The organism is Rhodospirillales bacterium (assembly GCA_016712595.1).
Classification (GTDB): domain Bacteria; phylum Pseudomonadota; class Alphaproteobacteria; order Rhodospirillales; family Defluviicoccaceae; genus Defluviicoccus.
This window is the reverse complement of sequence record JADJQT010000001.1, coordinates 291,477-309,684: the sequence shown is the minus strand read 5'-3', so window position 1 is coordinate 309,684 and position 18,208 is coordinate 291,477. Positions and strand designations below refer to the sequence as shown.

Here is an 18,208-nt window from a genome sequence, read left to right as displayed (position 1 = left end):
GGGAGTGAGGCGCCGGCTGACAAAGAGTCGCCGGCGCCTCAAACGTTAGTAACGATAATGCTCGGACTTGAACGGGCCGGTCAGCGGAACACCGATGTAGGCCGCCTGTTCCGGGCGAAGCTGCGTCAGCCGCACGCCGAGCTTTTCCAGATGAAGAACGGCCACCCGCTCATCGAGATGCTTCGGCAGCACATAGACATCCTTGCCGTACTGCGCGCCCTTGGTCCACAGTTCGATCTGCGCGAGAACCTGATTGGTGAAACTGGCAGACATCACGAAGCTCGGATGACCTGTGGCGTTGCCAAGGTTGAGCAGGCGGCCTTCGGACAGCAGGATGATGCGCTTGCCGTCCGGGAACTCAATCAGGTCGACCTGGGGTTTGACGTTGGTCCAGCGAAGATTCTTCAGCGCCGCGACCTGGATCTCGTTATCGAAGTGGCCAATGTTGCCGACGATGGTCATGTCCTTGAAGTGGCGCATGTGATCGAGGGTGACAACGTCGCGATTGCCGGTCGCGGTAATGACGATGTCGGCCTTTGGCGCGGCTTCATCGAGAGTAACGACTTCGAAGCCGTCCATCACCGCCTGCAGCGCACAGATCGGATCAATCTCCGTTACCTGCACACGGGCGCCAGCCCCACGGAGCGACTGCGCCGAGCCCTTCCCGACATCACCATAGCCACAGACGATGGCGATCTTTCCAGCCATCATTACGTCCGTCGCTCTGCGGATCCCGTCAACCAGGCTTTCCCGGCAGCCGTACTTGTTGTCAAACTTCGACTTGGTGACCGAGTCATTGACATTGATCGCCGGAAACGGCAGCAGTCCTTGCGCCTTAAGCTGATAGAGGCGGGCGACTCCGGTTGTTGTTTCCTCGCTGACGCCGCGGATGGTGTCTCTCATGTTGGCGAACCAGCCTGGCGAGGCGGCCATGCGCGTGCGGATCTGGCGGTAAAGGCACCCCTCCTCCTCCGAATGCGGATCATCGAGAGAAACTTCGCCAGCCTCGGCACGGGCGCCGAGGAGAATGTACAAGGTTGCGTCCCCACCGTCGTCGAGGATCAGGTTTGCCGTCTCGCCATCCGGCCAGTGAAAGATACGATCAGCGTAATCCCAGTATTCCTCCAGCGTCTCGCCCTTGACAGCGAAAACCGGCGTGCCGCGTGCCGCGATCGCCGCCGCCGCGTGATCCTGAGTCGAAAAGATATTGCACGACGCCCAGCGAACTTCGGCGCCCAACGCCTGGAGCGTTTCAATCAGGACCGCCGTCTGAATGGTCATGTGCAGGGAGCCGGCAATGCGCGCGCCCGCCAGGGGCTTCTGCTCGCCGAATTCGTGCCGGCACGCCATCAGGCCCGGCATCTCGGTTTCAGCGATCTCGATTTCCTTGCGGCCCCATTCTGCCAGAGCCATGTCCTTGACGATACAGTCGGCAATACGGGTCATCCTGCCTCTCATTGGTCGGTTCCAACACGCGATCGGGCGTATCTGATCCAGAGGAACGCGCTCGCCGTCGGAAGACTGGCGGTGGTCCGCTCGTGTAAAACCCGCCTTGCCATCGGCTTGGCCGCGCGCGCAAGGCGCCTGTTTACTCGAAACGCCACCGGTGATCCCCTACGAACTGAGCCAGATTTGCAACACATGCCCGGCTCAGCATGAGCCATACCACTCACGTCCCGGGGACAACAGGACAAATTATCCCCGGCTTGACCCGCATGTATCCCAAGTGAGGCCCTCATCCTCGCGGCGCGCCAGGGTGGTCCGATGGTGGGAACGCGGGACAGGTGGCCGTCGCTTCCGCCCCCTACCAGCGGTCGTCCAGCGCCGCGATCTCGTGGGCGCGGCCACATCGCACGAGCAGTTCGGCGAATTCGGGATGATGCCGGGCGATTTGCGCCTGATGTCTGCGAAGCGCGGCGATCAGCGCTCCCTCGCGCCTCAGCAGTTCGTCGGCATGCCGCAGCATGAGGGCGTTCGGCCAGCTTCGGGGACGTAGACGAACGAGCTCATCGAAAGCCTCCTGTTCACGTCCCGGGTTCCGCTGTGTCATGAGGATGATCGCGGTCGCGGTCGAGCGAGAGACGCCCGCATGGCAGTGAATCAGCAATTTGGTTACCGGCTCGCGCTGCAGCGTGTCGCCGAGTTCAAGGATCGCCTCCACGTGCGTCCGCTGCGGTTCGCTGTAGCCGCGGATCGCGTTGACAACATCGTCAAACCGCCAGAGGACCCGCGTGTGTGCGCCATAGTTGTGGAAGTCCTGCGGGTCCGGCCACGCCGGATCAAGGATCGAGATGACATGGCTGACCCCCGCATCCGCGTGCAATCTCAACTCGGACAAGCCACAAATGGTGATCGAGTAGGGCAGCAACGGATGCGAGATGCGCGGATTCGTGATCTCGGTATTCATGATGTCCCCATCGAATCGATCGAGGCCGGTTCACCCTGAATGCGCCACCGGGGAAGATCAATCGTATTCTCCACCTCGCGAGCGGGAACGGGCCTGAGTGTGGTGTTCATGCCCGGCGGACAGGCACGCACGACCGAACCTCAGGCGAAACCCGGGGCAAGTGTGAATTTAACGCAACAGTGTTGTGGACCTTTTGGCGGTGCTGACCGTTTGCGGTTGCAGAGCTTATCGTCTGGGCTGGCCGTAAGGAATTTCGAAGCCGTAACGGGTCCAGCACCCGCGACAACAGCCGATGTTCGTCCCATGCGGGCGGGCAAAGCGAAATCATGTGGGAGAGGGATCAATGGGAATACTGACTTGGATCGTGTTTGGCCTGCTGGCGGGACTCGTCGCAAAAATGATCATGCCGGGCAAGGACCCGGGTGGTTTCATTGTGACAATCTTGGTTGGCGTCGCCGGAGCGCTGATTGGCGGCTTCATCGCCACGTCACTTGGCTTTGGCGGCGTTGACGGATTCAATCTTGGCAGCTTTTTTGTCGCCGTGCTCGGCTCACTGCTGCTGCTGTTCGGCTACCGGATGATTCGCAAATAAGCCAATGCGGCGGGGGGCTGGCGCGCTGCGGCCGCAGCCCCTTCGTCGCGGATCACCTCGCAAAAAGCTCCGCCGACATCGCCGGTGTCGGACTTCGCTTGGTCGCTCGGCCAGCTACCGGAGGTGAGGCGTGGCGATGATCGCGCTATGCCGCGTCACGAACGCGTTTCAAGATGGCACTGGATGGCACCAACGATTCAATTTCACTGTCCGTAAGGTCGGCGAGTTCGTCGAGGGCACGAACCCACTCTGCGAGATCGCACCAATCGTGCCGGAAAACAACGCGTTGCATGTCGACCAAGGTTGCCATGACTGTTTCCCCTGTCGCGGAGCCTCTTTGAGGTCTCCCGATATCCGGGAGCGACGAGCGGCGCGACCCATTCGAGTTACAGTCGCGAGTCTAACGCGAAATACTTTATGAAAGACTAAGACGAAGATTTATGATCTGGGTCACATTCGGGCCGTTAATTACCCGTTTAGGGCGGCCGTAACTGGCTGAGCCAGCCACGAGGTCAGTTCGGAATACGCAGCAAGCCGCTTGATGGGACCAATTGTGGCGAGAGTCGGCGGGGAGACGAGAATTCGCTCCGCGGTGCGCACGACAGCCGAGCGGTCGACTGCGGCAATTCGTTCGACACTCTCCGCAATGGGAACGGATCGCCCGAAAACCATCAGTTGCCGTGCCAGCTGTTCGCAACGGGCCGACGTGCTCTCCAGCGACATGAGCATCCCTGCCCGCAGTTGTGCCCGCGCCCGGTCGATCTCGGCCTCGCCGATCTCCTTCGCAAGTTTTCCGAGTTCCTCGCAGACAAGCGGGAGAAGTTTTTCGGCCTCCTCCTCGCCGGTGCCGGCATAGATCCCGAACACGCCCGTATCGCTGTAAGAGGAGGGAAACGAGTAGATGCTGTAGACGAGACCTCGCTTCTCCCGAGCCTCCTGAAACAGCCGCGACGACATCCCGCCGCCGAGCAGCGTCGACAGTACGGACAGCGCGTAATAATCGGGATCGCGATAATTAAGCCCCTCGAATCCAAGGACAATGTGCACCTGCTCCAGGTCGCGTTCCTCGCGATAGTCCCCGCCGCGATAACGCGCGGGCTCACGCTCGGCGCCGACCGCATGCGGTAGGCGATCGAACGCCTTTTCCGCCAGCGCCACCAAGGTATCGTGATCGACCCGGCCGGCGGCCGACAGGATCATCCGCGGCGCGCCATAATGCTCCCGCATATAGCCTTGCAGAACGTCGCGGGTCATCGCTTCGATGCGGTCGGGCGAGCCAAGCACCGGCCGGCCGAGCGCCTGCTGGGGAAAGGCGGTTTCCTGGAAGCGGTCGAAGATAATATCGTCGGGCGTGTCCTGCGCCTGCATGATCTCCTGCAAGATCACCGTCCGCTCTCGGCCAAGCTCGCCGTTGTCGAGCGTTGCGTCCTGCAGAATATCGGCGATGATATCGATGGCGAGCGATAGGTTCTCTTTCAGGATCTTGGCGTAGAACGCCGTGTACTCACGCGATGTATGCGCGTTGAGATGGCCGCCGACCGCCTCGATTTCTTCCGCAATGGCGCGGGCGTTGCGCCGCCGTGTTCCCTTGAACACCATGTGTTCCAAAAAATGCGAGATGCCGGAGATGCTTGACGACTCATAGCGGCTGCCCGCCTCGATCCAAACGCCAACGGAGATCGTTTCAACCGAATCCATCGCATCGCTGGCGACACGAAGGCCGTTCTTAAGGGTCGAGACGCGGATGCCCGTCATGCCGTTGCTCCTTTTGTGGTTGCTTTTGCCGCGATCGTCTGACGCAAGGCATCCACGTCGGCCGGCAGCACGCTGTAATGCTCGTCTCGTCGCATCAAATCAGCGAGTCGTTTTGGTAGGGTCGGGCGCACCCCCGTCGCCGCCTGAACGGCATCGGGAAACTTTGCCGGATGCGCCGTCGCCACCGATACCAGGGGCACTCCGTCCGGGCGCCGCCAAGATCGCCCGGCAGCGACGCCGATGGCGGTGTGCGGATCGAGAAGCTCGCCTGTTTCCTCGAAGAGGACGCGCATCGTTTCCTTCGTCTGCGCGTCGTCGAAGCGCGCAGCGACGAAACTCGAGCACGCGCGGGCGAACTGAGCGGCATCAACCTCGAACCCGCGCTGCGCGCGCAAGCTATCCATCCGCTCCACAACCGAGGCCCCGTTGCGATCGAGGACCTCAAACAAGAAGCGTTCAAAATTGCTGGAAATCTGGATGTCCATGCTGGGACTTAAAGTGGGGAAGACGTCGCCGATTTCCATCCGCCCGGTCGCGAAGAACCGTGGCAGGATGTCGTTGCGGTTCGATCCGATGATAAGCTGCTCGATCGGCAGTCCCATGCGAGCCGCGCTGTAAGCCGCAAACACGTTGCCGAAATTTCCCGTCGGTACCGCGAACGCGACGGGATGCTCGCCCGCGTTCAGGTCCAGCACGGCGTGAACGTAATAGACGATCTGCGCTGCGATCCGCGCCCAGTTTATCGAATTGACCGCGGCGAGACGGTGGCGGCGACGGAATTCCGCGTCGTTGAATAGCGCCTTGACCAGATCCTGGCAGTCGTCGAACGTGCCCTCGATGGCGATGTTATGCACGTTCGGTGATTCAACTGTCGTCATCTGCCGGCGTTGCACGTCCGAAACCCGATCCTTCGGGTGCAGAATGAAGATATCGAGCGAATCCCGGTCTCGACAGGCTTCGATCGCCGCCGATCCGGTATCTCCCGAGGTTGCCCCGACGATGGTGATCCGCTCTCCGCGGCGCGACAGCACGAGGTCGAACAGGCGACCCAACACCTGGAGGGCAAAATCCTTGAAGGCAAGCGTGGGGCCATGAAACAGCTCGAGCAGCCATTCATCGGCACCGATCTGCTTTAATGGCGCCACGTCAGGGTAGCCATCAAAGGCTCGGTACGCATCCTCTGACAGCATCGCCAACTCGTCCTCGCTGAGAGACGGCTGGGCGAAGAGAGCAAGCACGCGGGCGGCGCGCTCCGGGTAAGACAGGCGCCGCATGCCCTGTAGCGCATCGCGCGAAAGCGTCGGCCATGTCTCAGGAACATAAAGGCCGCCGTCCTGGGCAAGCCCAGCAAGCACGACATCATCGAAGGAAAGAGCGGGGGCCGTGCCGCGGGTACTCACATAGCGCACGATGTCAAAATCCAAATGCATCAATTACGTCGCTGGTCTTAGCGCGGATCCGCACGCCCCAGCAAGCAACGCACGGCGATTTACCGCGCCAACAAACGCCCGTGCCCCAAAGGCGGGCTGAAAACCCCTGTCGCGCTTCCGCCACCATCGTCCCCGCCTTCACACTATAATGGCGCGTGGGGTGTGCCCTTGCTGCGCGGCGAGGCGCGATCAAAGCTGATCGTGCCGCTTAGCCCGACGCAGCAGGATATAGAGCGCGCCTTCGCCTCCGTGGGCCGGGCCAGCGTGGGCAAAGGCAATGACGCGAGCACGATACGGCTGCTCGCCGAGCCATTGAGGAACCATCGATTTCAGCACGCCGACCGCGCCTTCGGAGCCATACCCCTTGCCGGTAATGACAAGAACGCATCGCCGGCCCGCTGACTGACTGGCGCTAAGGAAACGATCGAGTGTCCGGTGTGCTTCGGCTTGCCTTAAGCAGTGCAGGTCAATGCACGCTTCGGGTGCCATCTGTCCCCGCCGAAGACGAGTGAGCACGCGTTTGTCGAACGCCACCCGTCTTTCAAGCTCACTCCGCCGCGGATCGATCGCCAAATGACGCTGCGACGATGGCGGCCGTTTCAGCGCCTCCATGGCCGGGAGGCGGGAATTCGTGCCGCCAATCTTTGGCTGGGCATCATCGACGGCAGGCATCTGCGGCCTCTTGTGCGCAAGAGGCACGACATCAGCAATGGCTTGGCGCCACAGCCGGCTATCCTCGGCGCTCAACGATCGTTCGCGACTCGCCCGGCGTCCAGTTCCCTTAGCGAATATCGTTCTCATCGGCGGGCATGAAATGTGTATCTGTCCGCGTGTCATCGCTGAAATTCGCCGTGGGTTCAATACCGCCGCAATGGCCGGCCGCCCGGTGCGGGCGCTGGGCTTGACCGCCGGTCTTGGGTCCGCGCCGCACGCACGCCCCCGCGCGGTGGGTTTCAGCTCGCGGCGACGGCGGCCTTTGGCAACAACAAGTACCAGCGCCCTTCCTGCTTCATGAGACCGGCGGTTGCGCCGGCGGTTGCACCGGAGCCACAGAAGAGATCGCCGCGCACCGGGCCGCGAATGGCGCCGCCGGTATCTTGCGCCACGACAAGGCGGCGCATCGGCTGATTTGCGATGGGATCGCTCGTATCGAGCCACAACGGCACGCCATAGGGAACAAACTGCGGATCGACAGCCATGCTCCTGCCTGCGGTCAGGGCGACACCTTGGGCCCCCTTCGGCCCATCGCCGGAAACGAAATCAAAAAAAACGTACGACGGGTTCGACTGCATCAGCCTGGTCGACTCACCCGGATGGCCTGCGAGCCAGGTCCTGATCGCCTGCATCGACATGTCTTCTCGAGCAATTTCGCCCCGCTGAATGAGTTCGGCTCCGATCGGCACATAGGGATGTCCGTTCTTGCCCGCGAAGCCGATGCGTACCAACGCTCCGTCTTGCATTTGTACGATCCCCGATCCTTGGATATGCAAGAAAAACGCATCGACAGGATCGTCGATCCACAACAGCTCGAGGCCCCGGCCGGACAGGGCACCACGGTCGATCTGTGCCCGGCTCGGCAACGCGGGGCCGCTTGATTTGCGTCCCGCGGCTCCTGCCGCCGCCTCGGGGGGGAGGCGATAAATGGGCACAGCGTAGCGCGATGTTCGAACCCAGGAGCCACGCAACACCGGTTCGTAATATCCGGTGAACAGTCCCATGTCGTCCACGCCATCGTGCGCGCGGTACGGCACGAACCAGCGCTCGAAAAACGCCCGCGCTGGCCCGTTGCCGGCAGGAACGAGAAATGCAGCCGCGCAGAGTTCCTGCCATTGGCCGGCCCGGCCGAACGTAAACGCCGAGCCCACTGGCTGAGCGGGGTTTTGCTTGGAGAACTTAGGGCACGATCGCTTCAAAGCGGCCAGCGCTTCGGCATGCTGATCGTTGCGCCAGTCCGGCAAATCGACAAAGCGCGCCGGGGAGAGATCCAGTCGCGGCGGCAGGGTCCCGGGAGCTTGCGGTGCCGGAGCCGAGACCAACGATCGACTCGTTGCATGATCCGAAGATGAACACGATGCCAGCGCCAGCGTGCCGAACAGGACACTCAGAGTAATGCACGCTGATTTTACGCCTGCGGCCCGCACCCCCATGAACTCGCTCGCCTCGAACATTGACACCTGGTATCGAAGTGTCCGTTTAAAGCACCATGAGTCCAGCATCCAGCTCAAGGCCAGGATAAGGTGCTGGTGAACTGGCGATTTGTCCTGCGTAAAGCCTGGCCGCAGATTGGCCCGAGTCCTCGCGGCGGCGGCGGTGATTCGCCAGTTATTCGGCGCTATCCGTGGCGACGAGCGTCCAGTTGGGATCAGGCGAGCGGGTATCACGCGCGAACGTCCAGTAGTCCGTTACTTCGGTGACGGCACTGGGATCGCCGTCAACCACCGCGTCCGCGGCATCGTAGGTCGCAGAGATCTGCTCGCTCAAAAAGCGAACCGTGACGTGTGCCGTTCGCCCAGCCATATAGGCCTCGACAATGTCGGCAGACCGCAGCGAGACGAGCTTGATGTCCAGGCGCTGGCCTGACGCCTGTCTTTCTTGAATCGGACTCGTAAAGTTCTCGTAGACTTCGGGACTGAGCAACGGCTTGAGGGTCTTTTCATCGCCAGCGACGAACGCATTCAAGATCAGTTCGAAGGCAATTCGCGCCCCGGAAATGAACTCGACGCTATCAAACGCCGGATCGGCGATCTTAATCTGCGTTAATCCGACCTCGAGCGGCCCGTCGGAGCCGGTGACGGGCACATCCGCCGACGGAGGAGCCTCGCCTGGCCGCTCGCCCCGCTCAGGAAGCCGCACGACCTTGTCGTTCGCTTGTTCGCCCGCGTGCTCCGGCTTCGGTCTTGGCGCGAACGGGTCTGGGGTGCGGTTCTCGTGACCGTCGCGACGACCAAGAACGCTCCGCAATCGCAGGATCAGAAAGCCAGCGACGAGTGCGAAAAGCACGATGTCTATAAACTGAAAACTGTCACTCATTGCGATCTGTCGCGTGCTTGAATGCTGATCCGGACTGTCGGTTCGTGTTCTACTTTCCCTTACGTTACCGGTTCGCCCGCGCTCGGTCCAGTTGGGTTCGGCAAATCCGGAAACGCGATAGGGTGGATGTAAGGCTGTAAGGCGGGATGAGCAAGCATGCCCCTGATGATCTTGTTTCTGATCGGATTGCCAATCCTTGATATCGCCTCCCTGATAGAGGTGGGTGGCTTCATTGGGACGGGCCCTACCATTGCCCTATTATTCGCCTCCGTGGTGGCCGGCAGCGCGCTCATGCGCCTGCAAGGCTTTTCAATTCTGCGTCAGGCGCAGGAAACCCTCGCTGCCGGTAAACCGCCCGCCCGCGAGATGTTCGATGGGGCCTGCGTGATCATTGGCGGGCTGCTTTTGATCTTCCCCGGCTTCGTTTCCGACGGCCTTGGCCTGATGCTGTTGTTTCCCTTGATTCGCTCAGGTTTGTGGCGATGGATTGACCGGAGTATCCAACGCTCCGGCCGCGTGGCGGTTTGGACAATCACACCGGACGGGAACGGGCCAAACGGTCCGGCCACGGGCCCGGTGATCGACGGCGATTATGTCCGTGTCAATCCATCCGAAGAAGATGGTCCCTCTCCGCAAAACAGTAACGAGGGTGATCCGCGTAAGGCACCGACCCATCGTCCCCCCTCACCTTGGAAACCGGCGGATGGAACCAGCGGACCCGAGGTTGTCCGTTCAGACGATCCATGATAGGTCCGCGCGACGAAACAGGACGAAGTGAACGGCATCATGACCGAGCCCCAAACCGACGGACTGCGGACAGCGAACGGCAATGGTAAGCAAGACGCGACGACCCAAGCCGAACCTCGGCCGCCGCTGGTCATCAACGCTCAGTACGTCAAGGACCTCTCGTTCGAAGTCCCTGCGGCTCCGGCAATCTTCGCGCAGATGCAGCAGCGTCCACCAGAAATCGCCATTAAAGTGGACGTGCAGGCCAAGCCACTGGACGTGGATGCTCACATATTCGAGGTCATGCTCGAAATCCGCGCCGATTGCAAGTCCGCGGAACAAGTCGCCTTTATTCTCGAACTCTCTTACGGCGGCGTATTCACCATCAACGTCCAGCCACAGGACGTCCGGCCCGTTCTTCTCATCGAATGTCCGCGGATGCTGTTTCCGTTCGCGCGCCAGATCCTGGCATCGACAACAATGAGCGGCGGATTTCTGCCATTGATGCTGGGTCCGGTCGATTTTGCTGCCCTTTACGTCAAGCAGCAGCAGGAAGGACAGAACCCCGAAATCCTGCCGACCATGACCGCCTGACGTTCAGACGATCGAGTTTTTCTTCCCCTGTCTGGGGCGGGCGGTCGTCGCTGGCGACGCCGCCCGGGCTTCGCGCCAGAGGGCGTCAGGTATCCGCCCGACAAATGCCTGGTGAGCGGCTTCCTCGTCTTCGTTCGGAAAAACCAATCGAGCAATCCACTCGCTCGTCTCCATTCCCGTCAGTCGCCGCGTCGTGCTCGAAACGAGACTCAAGCCCGGTTCGCGCCCGCCGAGCAATTCGAGATAGACGCTTGCCAGAAGCTGCGCATCCTTAAGGGCGCCGTGCAGCGCCCGATCGCTGATATCGATCTGGAACCGCCGACACAGGGCATCGAGGTTTGCCGGTGCTCCCGGAAACCTCTGACGGGCCATCTTTACCGTATCGGTGGCTCGTTCCGCCGACAACGCCGGCATTTCGAGCCGAACAAACTCGGCATTGATAAAGCCGAGATCAAATGCGGCATTATGAATGACCAAGGGTGAGTCCGCGAGGAACTCACAGAATTCGCTCGCGATTTCAGCAAAGGTCGGCTTATCAGCGAGAAAATCCGTCGACAGTCCATGTACGGCGAAGGCTTCGCTCGGCATGCTGCGCTCGGGGTTGACGTAGCGATGATAGTCCCTGCCCGTCGGGACGTGATTCAGCAATTCGACGCAACCGATCTCAACGATGCGGTGACCGTCGGTGGGGCTGAGCCCGGTCGTTTCAGTATCGAGCACAACTTCTCTCATATGAAATATCTATATCTTGCGATATTACGGGTCAATATCTCATATATATCGAAACACAAGTATGACTCACCCGTCTGACCTACAGCAAAGGCGGGGCGTCAAGCCCGCGATGCCCGTCATGGACCCGCCTCCCGAGGCCGCTCGCGCAGGTGCTCGGTAATCCGGCGGATCGCCTTGAAGGTCGGGGCCCGTCCGAGGCCGGATGGAATGACGAAATCGGCGCGTCGGCGCTTCTGCGCGTCAGGCATCTGTCGGGCCGTGATTGCCGCGATCCGCTCCCGGGTCATGTTCGAGCGCTGCAGCAGGCGCGTAAGCTGCAAGAACTGCGGCGCGGACACGACCACAACCGCGTCACACAAGGTCTCGGCGCCGGTTTCGTAGAGAAGCGGAATATCCAGAACGACAAGGGATCGCCGCTGCCGTCTCGCCTGGCCGAGAAAGTGCTCGCGCTCGCGGGCGACCAGCGGATGCAAGATGCGCTCGAGCAATCTCAGCGCCCGGTCGTCGCCGAAGACGCGCGCGCCCAGGCGTTTGCGGTCGATCGCGCCACAATCAACCACGCCCGGAAAGGCGCGTTCGACTAGCGGCACGGCAGCCCCGCGCGCTGCCAATAGACGATGAACCGCCTGATCCGCATCATGGACCGGGATTCCGAGCCGGCGAAACATTCCGGCGGCCGTGCTCTTTCCCATCGCGATGGACCCAGTGAGGCCGAGGATAATCATCGGCTCAAGACGCCTTCTGTCAGCAGCGCGCGCAGATCCGCCGTGACGTCGGGCATTCGCCCGAACCAGGCAGAAAAGCCCGGACGGGCCTGATGCAAGAGCATGCCCAACCCGCCGACGACGGGATTGCCGCGCTGTTCGCCCGCAACAAGCAGAGGCGTTCGCAATGGCACATAGACGATGTCATAAACGACGGCATCGCGTGGGAGTAGCGAAAGATCAAGATCAAGCGGCGCATGGTTACGCATCCCCAGAACGGTTGCATTGACGAGAAGGCCCGCGCCGTCAAGCGCCGCGGCTCGCTCCGCCCAGGGCACCGGGCGCGCTGTGCTGCCGATATCGTTTGCAAGCTGCTGGCTGCGATCGAACGATCGGTTGACGATGCGAATTTCCGGCGCACCGCAATCATGCAGCGCGAACGTCACCGCCCGAGCCGCGCCGCCGGCGCCGAGGACGACTGATGCTCGCCGTTCAGCTTCCCAGCCCGGTACGCTCTCACGCAAATTCTCGAGAAATCCGAAGGCATCGGAATTATCACCGGTTAACTTGCCGTCCGCATCGATCCAAATCGTATTCACCGCGCCGATGCGCCGGGCTACGGATGTGGCCGCATGCACGAGGCGCAACGCCCTCTCCTTGTGCGGAACGGTGATATTCACGCCGCGAAACCCAAGTTTTGGTAACGCCGCCAGCGCCTCGGCGAGATCCTCCGCCCGCACGGCCATCGGGATATAAGCACCATCGATTCCGTATGCCTTCAGCCAGAATCCATGCAATCGCGGCGAAAGGGAATGATCGATCGGCCAGCCGATAACGCCGGCAAGTCGCGTTCCGCGCTGAGGCACTTCCCGACGCGTTCCGCGTTGGGATTCTTCGCTTCGTGTCTCCAAACTCGTGGTTCCGTCACTCATCGTGGAACGATGCCTCGGCTGCGCAAAAAATCGAGCAGGGGCAATAAGGGAAGCCCCAGAATGGTGAAATAATCGCCTTCGATGCGTGCCAAGGCCTGCACACCGAGCCCTTCAAGCCGGCAGGCCCCAACAACCTGCAGGTCGGCGGGCTGCATGCTGTCAAGATACCAATCGATGAACGACGCGCTGTAATCGCGCATGGAAAGCGTTGCGACGTCCACGTACGTCCAAACGACAGTAGCGTCGATTGCCACGACAACACCGCTCACCAAACGATGCTCGCCGCCGCGCAGACTCTCGAGCGTCGCCCGTGCGGCTTGCCGTGTCTGCGGCTTATCGCACCAGCCCGCCTCGCCAACCAGCAACTGATCGGCACCGATGACCAAGCGATTTGGATGACGGCTCGCAACCTCGATCGCCTTGGCCTCAGCGAGGCGAACGGCCGCCTCCTCAACCGGCACCGCGCCGGCTTGACAGGCGATTTTGATCGCGCCCTCGTCGATACGGGCATGATCCACCTCGAAGGCAACGCCGGCATTTTGAAGAATCTGCGCACGCGTGACACTGGCGGACGCCAGCAGCACAACCTTGGCATCGCAGGGCGCGATCATCGCCAGGACATCGCGAAGGTTCCCGTCATCAGCTGCCTGGCGCTTTTTGTCCACAGGTGAGCCTGGGGATGAGCGGAGGATGAACGGTGGGTGTTTTTCGTCGACCTCGAACGATGCACGCAGAGCCGGTTCGCATCCACAGGCAAAAACGCGGGGGACGATCGGCCCACAGGGAGCCAGGACGGGGGACGACTACGGCATGAACGACAAAACTGTGCCCTTGATAACCGTAACCAGGATGCAAAAAAAGGCTCGCCCTTTCCGTGCGCTGTGCGCGTCCGCTTTCGTTTATCCACGGTATCGCTCCTCGATAACGGCGATCCGGTTGCGTCGGGCGCCGGGATGGGGATAGCGTGGGGACATATGACAATCCCCGTTTCTCACGGCACAACTACTACCCCCATTCATAGATTCTCTTTTTTAAGGATGAAGAGGGAAAAGGTGCGGTGTTGCCGATGAAAAATCCCAACATTATCGATCAGGTTAAAGCAAAAAGGCTGATTCAAGCGTTACGCGGGCAAGCTTGCGCCCGGCCACCGTTCTGGTTCATGCGTCAGGCCGGCCGTTATTTGCCGGAATATCAACAGCTTAGAAGACAAGAAACTGATTTTCTAAAATTTTGCTATACACCTGAGCTGGCCATCGAAGCGACGATGCAGCCGTTGCGACGGTTTTCTCCGGACGCGGCAATTCTTTTCAGTGATATTTTGGTGATTGCCGACGCGCTCGGCAGCGGCGTGCGTTTCGTCGAAGGTCAGGGACCGGTGCTTGAGCCTCTGCGATGCGAGGAGGATATCGCTCGTCTGACACCAGAACGGGTCGAGGAGCACCTCGCGCCAGTGTTTGAAACTGTCCGCGGGATCACTCGTGCCCTTCCCGCCGACGTCGCCTTGATCGGATTTGCCGGGGCGCCCTGGACCGTTGCGCTCTACATGATCGAAGGGCGCGGCGGAACCGACGGCAGCCGCGCCCGGCAATGGGCGTACCGAAATCCCGCGAGCTTCGCCAAGCTGATCGCGAGCTTGGTCGATGCGACCATCGTCTATCTTGATCGCCAAATCGACTGCGGGGCCGAGGCGATACAACTGTTTGACAGTTGGGCGGGCCTGCTGGCGGCGGAAGAGTTCATGACATGGGTAGCCGCGCCGACGGCGCAGATTGTCGAGGCGCTGTCCGTGCGCCATCCGCAGGTGCCGATCATTGGCTTTCCGCGCGGGTGTGGTGTTCTCTACGCCGACTACGCCGAGATGTCCGGCGTCGACTGTGTCGGTTGCGATTCTGGTGTTCCTGTGCACTGGATACATACGCAATTGCAAACGCGCTGTGCCGTTCAGGGCAATCTCGACAACCAGTTGCTGAGGGTCGGTGGCGAGAACCTGTGCGCGGCGACTGACCGCATTCTCGCCGCTCTGGGCGAGGGCCCGTTCGTGTTTAATCTCGGCCACGGGATTCTGCCGGATACGCCGCCCCAGCACCTCGAACTCGTCGTCGAGCGAATCCTCGGCTACCAGGGGGTCACGGCCGGTGCATGACCGCCTGGCGGTAATCGTGTTCAATCTCGGCGGTCCTGATCGTCCGTCCGCGGTTGAGCCGTTTTTATTTAATCTTTTCAACGATAAAGCGATTATTGGTGTACCGTCTATCCTCCGCAGACGATTGGCCTCTCTGCTCGCCCGCCGCCGGGCAAAGGTGGCAGCGCATATTTATGCGCAGCTCGGCGGAGCCTCACCGCTGTTGCCGCTTACGATCGACCAGGCAAATGCCCTCGAGACTCTGCTGGTCGAGCGGGATCATGAGGCGCGGGTGTTCGTTTGCATGCGGTATTGGCATCCAATGGCCGAGGAGGTTGCGCGGGATGTCGCGGATTTCGCAGCCCGGCGCATTGTTCTTCTCCCGCTTTATCCGCAGTTCTCGACGACGACGACCGCGTCCGCCTTCGATGCATGGTCGGTGGCGGCGGAAAGGGCTGGGATCTCAAATACGAGCGCGATCGTCTGCTGCTATCCGATGCTCGCAGGTCTGGCTGATGCCATGGCGCGAGAGATTACGCGGACCCTCGACGATGGCGGGCTCGACGGGCGCTATCGTTTGCTGTTTTCGGCGCATGGCTTGCCGAAGCGGGTTATTGCCCGCGGCGATCCGTACCAGGGGCATGTCGAGCAGACCACGGCGCAGGTCGTTGAACGCTTATCAGAGCGATTGCGGCGCGACGGGGCGGATCACGCGATTTGCTATCAAAGCAGGGTCGGACCACTGAAGTGGATCGGTCCATCGATCGACGAGGAACTAGTCCGCGCTGCCAACGATCGGGTGGCGGTCGTGGTCGTACCCGTGGCGTTTGTCTCTGAACATTCCGAAACGCTGGTCGAACTTGACATCGAATATCGCCGGCGGGCCGATGAATTGAAGGTGCCCCGTTATCTGCGCGTCGCGACCGTGGGCACTTCGCGCGAATTCATTGCCGGGCTTGCCGATCTGGTGGAAACGGCCGCGGCACCGACTGATCCTGGGGCCGTGCGCATTGTCGCTCAATGCGGCGATTCATGCGCCAAAGTTTTTGCTGGGTGTGGTGTCAGGCGCTTCGGACGATCCTAACGACTAGGGACGGAAATCGTGGACATTTACCTGTGGATCAAGGCACTGCACGTGATCAGCGTGATCTCGTGGATGGCTGGGTTGCTCTACTTGCCGCGTCTGTTTGTTTATCACTGCGCCCAGCCGGTGGGATCTCCGGCATCCGAGACGTTCAAGGTCATGGAGCGCCGCTTGCTCCGTTTCATCATGAACCCGGCAATGGTCACATCCTTCGTTTTCGGGATTTGGCTCATCGTCGAAATGGGTGCCGGTGCTTGGTCGCAGGGCTGGCTGCACGCGAAAATCGCGCTTGTTCTCGTGCTTGCTGCGATGCACGGCATGATGGCCAAGTGGCGCCGCGATTTTGCTGCGGATCGAAACCGCCGGTCGGCTCGCTATTATCGCCTCATGAACGAGGTTCCCACCGTGCTGATGATCGGGATCGTCGTTCTGGCCGTCGTCCGACCCTTTTAGGTTTGGGCGGATGCGCGACAAAATCTGAGTTTGACAAAGTGCGGTGCAATGCCGCATTGTGAAAGCAAGTCATACGAATTTCTCACTCCCTCTTTTCGAAGGTCCAGAGAGCGTCGCCCACTGTTCGCTCGGCGAAAGCGTCGGCGTTGTAGATGGGTCACCGCGGTGACCCGGTCGGATCTCAGGGAATCCCTCCGCCAATCTCTGGCTTGCGTTGTCATTTCGGAGTCGCGATCCACCAATGAACCTTAAGGAACTCAAGGCCAAGCCGCCGGCCGAGTTGTTGAGCTATGCGGAAGAACTGCGGATTGAAAACGCCAGTTCCCTGCGCAAGCAGGAGATGATGTTTGCAATCCTCAAGCAACTCGCTGAAAACGATCAGCCGATCTTTGGCGACGGCGTCCTCGAAGTATTGCAGGACGGTTTTGGTTTTCTGCGTTCGCCTGAGGCGAACTATCTGCCGGGGCCCGATGATATTTATGTCAGCCCGAGCCAGGTCCGCCGCTTCGGACTGCGGACAGGAGACACGGTGGAAGGGGAAATCCGCTCACCCAAGGACGGAGAGCGCTATTTCGCCCTGTTGCGCGTAACCAGCATCAATTTTGCCGATCCGATCGAAGTCCGGCACCGGATAAATTTTGACAACCTGACGCCGCTTTATCCGCAGGACCGGATGTCCATGGAAGTGGGTCAGATCAAGGATATCACCTCACGGGTGATTGATTTGATCACGCCCATCGGCAAGGGGCAGCGCGCCCTGATCGTCGCGCCACCGCGAACCGGTAAAACGGTGATGTTGCAGAATATCGCCCACTCGGTCGCCGCTAACCATCCGGAATGCTATCTGATCGTATTGCTCATCGATGAGCGCCCGGAAGAGGTGACCGACATGGCACGATCGGTCAAGGGTGAGGTTGTCAGTTCTACCTTCGATGAGCCTGCGGCGCGGCACGTGCAAGTCGCTGAAATGGTGATCGAAAAGGCGAAGCGGCTGGTCGAGCACAAGCGCGACGTGGTGATTTTGCTGGACTCGATCACGCGACTGGCCCGGGCTTACAACACGGTTGTTCCGTCATCGGGCAAGGTCTTGACCGGCGGCGTCGATGCGAACGCGCTGCAGCGGCCAAAGCGCTTTTTTGGCGCGGCAAGAAACATCGAGGAAGGCGGATCGCTGACGATCATTTCGACCGCGTTGATCGATACGGGTTCGCGGATGGATGAAGTGATTTTTGAAGAGTTCAAGGGAACCGGTAATTCGGAGATCATTCTCGATCGGAAGCTGGCAGACAAGCGGACATGGCCGTCGATCGATATTACGAAATCCGGCACACGGAAAGAGGAACTGCTCGTCGACAAGGCTACTCTTTCCAAGATGTGGGTATTGAGGCGCGTGCTGATGCCGATGGGTGTGGTCGATGCCATGGAGTTTCTTATTGACAAGCTGCGCAACTCCAAGACAAACGCTGAATTTTTCGAAGCGATGAACAGTTAGTTTGTGGATCGGCGCAACTGTTGTTGTGGATTGGCTCAAGCCGAGGCACCCGCCGAGGAAAAAACGACAAAATTCTGATGGTCGAGGTTTGACGGCGGAAACGAGACCATTTTAAATTAACCACCGCCCTTGATAGGGTGAGGGGAAGGCCTCAC

19 protein-coding genes are annotated in these 18,208 nt (G+C 60.6%); 7 read left to right on the top strand and 12 right to left on the bottom strand.

All coding sequences use genetic code 11. The annotated features are described in order from the left end of the window. Positions 1–45: 45 nt before the first annotated feature. Together IPK66_01360 and IPK66_01355 are read right to left on the bottom strand one after the other, a co-directional pair. Entirely contained in the window at positions 46–1,446 is a 1,401-nt protein-coding gene (locus tag IPK66_01360) for an adenosylhomocysteinase (protein ID MBK8173981.1), read from the bottom strand. Positions 1,447–1,804: 358 nt separating this feature from the next. Next, positions 1,805–2,407 carry a protein-tyrosine-phosphatase gene (locus IPK66_01355; protein MBK8173980.1) on the bottom strand — a complete coding sequence of 201 codons (603 nt, stop codon included), beginning with the start codon at positions 2,405–2,407 and terminating at the stop codon, positions 1,805–1,807. A gap of 343 nt (positions 2,408–2,750) precedes the next feature. Between IPK66_01355 and IPK66_01350 the strand changes: the two genes are divergently transcribed. Next, on the top strand, positions 2,751–2,999 hold the full coding sequence (locus IPK66_01350) for a GlsB/YeaQ/YmgE family stress response membrane protein (GenBank protein ID MBK8173979.1): 249 nt from the start codon (positions 2,751–2,753) through the stop codon (positions 2,997–2,999). A 145-nt stretch (positions 3,000–3,144) separates the two neighbouring features. Here the strand turns inward: IPK66_01350 and IPK66_01345 are convergent, their stop codons facing one another. The 6 genes from IPK66_01345 to IPK66_01320 form a co-directional block, all read right to left on the bottom strand. Next, complete coding sequence (locus tag IPK66_01345; protein ID MBK8173978.1) at positions 3,145–3,309, bottom strand: hypothetical protein; 165 nt, start codon at positions 3,307–3,309, stop codon at positions 3,145–3,147. Between the two features lie 158 nt (positions 3,310–3,467). Next, positions 3,468–4,754, bottom strand: a complete 1,287-nt coding sequence (locus tag IPK66_01340) for an insulinase family protein (protein ID MBK8173977.1) — start codon at positions 4,752–4,754, stop codon at positions 3,468–3,470. Beyond that, the gene (locus tag IPK66_01335) at positions 4,751–6,163 is read right to left on the bottom strand and encodes a threonine synthase (GenBank protein MBK8173976.1); all 1,413 of its coding nucleotides are present in this window, start codon (positions 6,161–6,163) and stop codon (positions 4,751–4,753) included. The genes IPK66_01340 and IPK66_01335 overlap by 4 nt, the downstream gene beginning before the upstream one ends. A gap of 210 nt (positions 6,164–6,373) precedes the next feature. Next, positions 6,374–6,856: a Smr/MutS family protein gene (locus tag IPK66_01330; GenBank protein MBK8173975.1), complete on the bottom strand. Its 483-nt coding sequence runs from the start codon at positions 6,854–6,856 to the stop codon at positions 6,374–6,376. Positions 6,857–7,137: 281 nt separating this feature from the next. Continuing rightward, positions 7,138–8,352: an MltA domain-containing protein gene (locus IPK66_01325; GenBank protein MBK8173974.1), complete on the bottom strand. Its 1,215-nt coding sequence runs from the start codon at positions 8,350–8,352 to the stop codon at positions 7,138–7,140. Between the two features lie 154 nt (positions 8,353–8,506). Further along, on the bottom strand, positions 8,507–9,214 hold the full coding sequence (locus IPK66_01320) for a Tim44 domain-containing protein (GenBank protein ID MBK8173973.1): 708 nt from the start codon (positions 9,212–9,214) through the stop codon (positions 8,507–8,509). Between the two features lie 156 nt (positions 9,215–9,370). Between IPK66_01320 and IPK66_01315 the strand changes: the two genes are divergently transcribed. Beyond that, complete coding sequence (locus IPK66_01315; GenBank protein ID MBK8173972.1) at positions 9,371–9,961, top strand: FxsA family protein; 591 nt, start codon at positions 9,371–9,373, stop codon at positions 9,959–9,961. A 39-nt stretch (positions 9,962–10,000) separates the two neighbouring features. Next, a complete protein-coding gene (gene secB, locus IPK66_01310) occupies positions 10,001–10,534 on the top strand; it encodes a protein-export chaperone SecB (GenBank protein ID MBK8173971.1) in 534 nt (177 codons plus the stop codon). 3 nt (positions 10,535–10,537) lie between these two features. On the opposite strand, the gene dnaQ is transcribed toward secB, so the two are convergent. The 4 genes from dnaQ to IPK66_01290 all read right to left on the bottom strand — a co-directional run bounded on the left by dnaQ (position 10,538) and on the right by IPK66_01290 (position 13,513). Beyond that, positions 10,538–11,266 carry a DNA polymerase III subunit epsilon gene (gene dnaQ, locus IPK66_01305; GenBank protein ID MBK8173970.1) on the bottom strand — a complete coding sequence of 243 codons (729 nt, stop codon included), beginning with the start codon at positions 11,264–11,266 and terminating at the stop codon, positions 10,538–10,540. 116 nt (positions 11,267–11,382) lie between these two features. Next, positions 11,383–11,991: a dephospho-CoA kinase gene (locus tag IPK66_01300; protein ID MBK8173969.1), complete on the bottom strand. Its 609-nt coding sequence runs from the start codon at positions 11,989–11,991 to the stop codon at positions 11,383–11,385. Continuing rightward, positions 11,988–12,902 carry a shikimate dehydrogenase gene (locus IPK66_01295; protein ID MBK8173968.1) on the bottom strand — a complete coding sequence of 305 codons (915 nt, stop codon included), beginning with the start codon at positions 12,900–12,902 and terminating at the stop codon, positions 11,988–11,990. The genes IPK66_01300 and IPK66_01295 overlap by 4 nt, the downstream gene beginning before the upstream one ends. Beyond that, positions 12,899–13,513 carry a Maf-like protein gene (locus IPK66_01290; GenBank protein ID MBK8173967.1) on the bottom strand — a complete coding sequence of 205 codons (615 nt, stop codon included), beginning with the start codon at positions 13,511–13,513 and terminating at the stop codon, positions 12,899–12,901. Before IPK66_01290 ends, IPK66_01295 begins: the two co-directional genes overlap by 4 nt. 455 nt (positions 13,514–13,968) lie before the next feature. Here IPK66_01290 and IPK66_01285 point away from each other — a divergent pair, with 455 nt between their 5' ends. From IPK66_01285 to rho, 4 genes are all read left to right on the top strand, one after another. Continuing rightward, positions 13,969–15,045, top strand: coding sequence for a uroporphyrinogen decarboxylase (locus tag IPK66_01285; protein ID MBK8173966.1), 1,077 nt, complete (start codon positions 13,969–13,971; stop codon positions 15,043–15,045). Beyond that, positions 15,038–16,108 (top strand): ferrochelatase, encoded by a 1,071-nt coding sequence (gene hemH, locus IPK66_01280; protein ID MBK8173965.1) that lies wholly within the window; start codon positions 15,038–15,040, stop codon positions 16,106–16,108. Before IPK66_01285 ends, hemH begins: the two co-directional genes overlap by 8 nt. An 18-nt stretch (positions 16,109–16,126) precedes the next feature. Then, positions 16,127–16,561 (top strand): protoporphyrinogen oxidase HemJ, encoded by a 435-nt coding sequence (gene hemJ / locus IPK66_01275; GenBank protein MBK8173964.1) that lies wholly within the window; start codon positions 16,127–16,129, stop codon positions 16,559–16,561. Between the two features lie 241 nt (positions 16,562–16,802). Beyond that, complete coding sequence (gene rho / locus IPK66_01270) at positions 16,803–18,053, top strand: transcription termination factor Rho (GenBank protein ID MBK8173963.1); 1,251 nt, start codon at positions 16,803–16,805, stop codon at positions 18,051–18,053. The last annotated feature ends 155 nt before the right edge of the window (positions 18,054–18,208 follow it).

Bases quoted from the DNA above. Each gene is read 5' to 3' on its own strand.
- IPK66_01360 (MBK8173981.1), bottom strand. From the start codon at position 1,446: ATGACCCGTATTGCCGACTGTATCGTCAAGGACATGGCTCTGGCAGAA.
- IPK66_01355 (MBK8173980.1), bottom strand. From the start codon at position 2,407: ATGAATACCGAGATCACGAATCCGCGCATCTCGCATCCGTTGCTGCCC.
- IPK66_01350 (MBK8173979.1), top strand. From the start codon at position 2,751: ATGGGAATACTGACTTGGATCGTGTTTGGCCTGCTGGCGGGACTCGTC.
- IPK66_01345 (MBK8173978.1), bottom strand. From the start codon at position 3,309: ATGGCAACCTTGGTCGACATGCAACGCGTTGTTTTCCGGCACGATTGG.
- IPK66_01340 (MBK8173977.1), bottom strand. From the start codon at position 4,754: ATGACGGGCATCCGCGTCTCGACCCTTAAGAACGGCCTTCGTGTCGCC.
- IPK66_01330 (MBK8173975.1), bottom strand. From the start codon at position 6,856: ATGCCTGCCGTCGATGATGCCCAGCCAAAGATTGGCGGCACGAATTCC.
- IPK66_01325 (MBK8173974.1), bottom strand. From the start codon at position 8,352: ATGTTCGAGGCGAGCGAGTTCATGGGGGTGCGGGCCGCAGGCGTAAAA.
- IPK66_01320 (MBK8173973.1), bottom strand. From the start codon at position 9,214: ATGAGTGACAGTTTTCAGTTTATAGACATCGTGCTTTTCGCACTCGTC.
- IPK66_01315 (MBK8173972.1), top strand. From the start codon at position 9,371: ATGCCCCTGATGATCTTGTTTCTGATCGGATTGCCAATCCTTGATATC.
- secB (MBK8173971.1), top strand. From the start codon at position 10,001: ATGACCGAGCCCCAAACCGACGGACTGCGGACAGCGAACGGCAATGGT.
- dnaQ (MBK8173970.1), bottom strand. From the start codon at position 11,266: ATGAGAGAAGTTGTGCTCGATACTGAAACGACCGGGCTCAGCCCCACC.
- IPK66_01300 (MBK8173969.1), bottom strand. From the start codon at position 11,991: ATGATTATCCTCGGCCTCACTGGGTCCATCGCGATGGGAAAGAGCACG.
- IPK66_01295 (MBK8173968.1), bottom strand. From the start codon at position 12,902: ATGAGTGACGGAACCACGAGTTTGGAGACACGAAGCGAAGAATCCCAA.
- IPK66_01290 (MBK8173967.1), bottom strand. From the start codon at position 13,513: ATGATCGCGCCCTGCGATGCCAAGGTTGTGCTGCTGGCGTCCGCCAGT.
- IPK66_01285 (MBK8173966.1), top strand. From the start codon at position 13,969: ATGAAAAATCCCAACATTATCGATCAGGTTAAAGCAAAAAGGCTGATT.
- rho (MBK8173963.1), top strand. From the start codon at position 16,803: ATGAACCTTAAGGAACTCAAGGCCAAGCCGCCGGCCGAGTTGTTGAGC.